At 67.1% G+C, this 2,513-nt stretch carries 3 protein-coding genes and 1 pseudogene; 1 reads left to right on the plus strand and 3 read right to left on the minus strand.

Annotation, left to right across the window (positions count from 1 at the left end; translation table 11 throughout):
- Positions 1 to 70: 70 nt before the first annotated feature.
- Positions 71 to 664, minus strand: a complete 594-nt coding sequence (locus Q4C89_RS14755) for a lipopolysaccharide assembly protein LapB (RefSeq protein WP_303103380.1) — start codon at positions 662 to 664, stop codon at positions 71 to 73.
- Positions 665 to 758: 94 nt separating this feature from the next.
- Here Q4C89_RS14755 and Q4C89_RS14760 point away from each other — a divergent pair, with 94 nt between their 5' ends.
- Positions 759 to 1,499 carry an alpha/beta hydrolase gene (locus Q4C89_RS14760; protein ID WP_303103381.1) on the plus strand — a complete coding sequence of 247 codons (741 nt, stop codon included), beginning with the start codon at positions 759 to 761 and terminating at the stop codon, positions 1,497 to 1,499.
- Positions 1,500 to 1,508: 9 nt separating this feature from the next.
- On the opposite strand, the gene Q4C89_RS14765 is transcribed toward Q4C89_RS14760, so the two are convergent.
- Positions 1,509 to 2,183, minus strand: a complete 675-nt coding sequence (locus Q4C89_RS14765; RefSeq protein ID WP_303103382.1) for a spermidine synthase — start codon at positions 2,181 to 2,183, stop codon at positions 1,509 to 1,511.
- 109 nt (positions 2,184 to 2,292) lie between these two features.
- Positions 2,293 to 2,513: pseudogene (locus tag Q4C89_RS14770) on the minus strand (chromate transporter); the annotation flags it as partial.

Raw genomic sequence — 2,513 nt, forward strand, 5'->3', positions numbered from 1 at the left:
TTCATGGCCCCAGTAGACCGCGTGGGGGAGCGTGGGGCAAGGGGACGAATGCCCAGGACAATGCTACGGGCTAAACCCCTTCCAACATCGCCTGCGTTTCGCGCACCCCAAATTCATCCTCGGCCTGTTCAAACGCGACCACGGCCCGCTCAAAATGCACCCGTGCGGCGGCGGGGTGGCCTTCGCGCACGCTGAGTTCGCCCAGAACGCGTTCAGCACGGGCCAGGGTTTCGGGGTCGTCGTTGGTCTTGGCTGTTTCGGCACTTTGGGTCAGGAAGTCGCGGGCCTCGGCGTACTGCCCCAGCTTCAGGTGGCACTGGGCGGCTTCCAGCGCGTTCACGGCGAGTTTGTGGGCGTCTGCCGTGTCGGCAATCAGGTCGCGCTCCTCAGTAAAGAACTTCAGCGCATCCTCGCAGCGCCCCGCCAGCCGCTCGACCCGCCCCTGCTGATGCACCGCAATGTGCTCCCATTCGTCGCCCCGGTGCTGCTCGCGCAGGTTGGCGAACACCTGACGGGCCTCGTCGCAGCGGGCGGTGTGGGCGTAGATGTAGCCCAGCGCCATCTGCCCCGCCCGCGTGGGAAAGACTTCGGCATCGGACCGGAGCAGCGACTCGGCCTGCTCATAACGGCGCTCGTCTATCGCCAGCCAAACGTCCTGTAACATGCCTCCAACTTACGCCCATTGGCGCAAAAAACCAGTCCTTGACGGGCATTTGCAGCGGGGCGCATGATGAAAGGGCGCGTCCTAAACTGCGGGTATGGAAATGTTTGCCCAGTTCAGCGTCGGCGGTCAGCGAATGTACGGCATGCTGCACGTCCCGGACGGCCCCGCGCCTGCTCAGGGCTGGCCCAGTGTGGTGATGGTGCATGGCTTTACAGGCAACAAGGTGGAAGGGCACCGCAACTTCGTGCTGCTCGCGCGGCGGCTGGCGGCGGCGGGTGTGGCGGCGCTGCGCTTCGACTGCCGGGGCAGCGGCGAAAGCCAGGGCGACTTTGCCGAAATGACGGTCAGCCGCGAGGTGGAGGACGTGGAAGCCGCCTGCGACTACCTGCGTGGGCAACCGAATATAGACCCCGAACGGCTGATGCTGCTCGGCTTCAGCATGGGGGCGCTGGTGAGTTGTCTGGCGCTTGGGCGGGTCAGGCCGCACCGTCTGGCGCTGTGGTCGCCCGCTCTGCCTGAATTGTGGCTGCGGCACCTGCGCGGTGGGTTTGTACCGCCTGTGGTCACCGACATGAACGGCTGGCCGCTGGGCCGCGACTTTTTGCAGGAAGTGGTCAGAACCCGCCCGCTGGACGCTGCCGCCCGCTGGGGTGGCGTGGCGCACGTCTTTCACGGGGACGCCGACCAGACCTGCCCGCCCGCCTGGGGCGTGGCCTACGCGCAGGCCCTCGGCTGCGACGCCACCGCCATTCCCGGCGCGGGCCACACCTACGACTCGCTGGAACAGGTGGAGATGCTGCACGCGGCGACGGTGCAGTTTTTCAAGGGCTTCTGACGGCGAGGGTTACCCCTTTTGGCCCAGCCAGACGGTATGCACCGCGCCCTTGCCGACGCGTTCGCGCACCTGCTCGACCCGCACGGCAAAGCCCGCTTTTTCCAGTTTGCGGGTAAAGGCCGGGGCCGGGTGCGCCGACCAGACCGCCAGCACACCGCCGGGCCGCAAGGCTTCCCAGGCGCGGCGCAGTCCGGCGGGGCTGTAGAGCCGCCCGTTGTCATCGCGGGTCAACCCTTCCGGCCCATTGTCCACGTCGAGCAAAATGGCGTCGAAGGGGCCGCTCTCGCCCATCACCGCACCCACATCAGCGACCTCGACCTGCACGCGGGGGTCACGCAGCGGCCAGCCCGCGCACTCGCCCAAGTCGGCGCGGTTCCATTCCACGACCTGCGGCACCAGTTCCGCGACCACCACGCGGGCATCCGGCCCCAGGTGCCGCAGGGCTTCGGCGAGCGTGAAGCCCATGCCCAGCCCGCCGACCAGCACCCGCGCTCCATGCCGCGCCGCCAATCCCGCACACCCCAGCGCCGCCAGCGCGTCCTCGGAGGCGTGCATGCGGCTGTTCATCAGTTCGCCGGGCATGGTGCTCACGGCAATGGCGAAATCCTGCCCTCTCCGAAACAGTTGCAGTTCGCCTGTTCCGCCGGGAATGGGGGCGCTGCCGAGCAGCACGCGGGGAATCAAGAGGAGGCTCCGGACAGAAACATAGCCGCAGGATAAATCCGCTTGGCTGCCGCATGGCCGGACAACCTGACTCTCCCTATTTCGTCGGTTCTTCGTTTGACTGAGGCAGCTACAGCCCCAGCAACGCCCCCACCGCCGCCGCACCCAACACCACCAGGGCGGCATTGATTTTCGTTTTCCAGAGCAGGGCAAAGGCCAGCGCCGCCAGTCCTGCCCCCGCCACGTTTTGCACGCTGGTCTGTGCCAATACCCACGCCCCCGCCAGCATCACTCCTGCCCCGAACGGCAGCAGGGCGTCCCGAAAAGCCCGCACCCAGCGGTGTTCACTGT

It is taken from the genome of Deinococcus sp. (assembly GCF_030523985.1).
Classification (GTDB): Bacteria; Deinococcota; Deinococci; order Deinococcales; family Deinococcaceae; genus Deinococcus.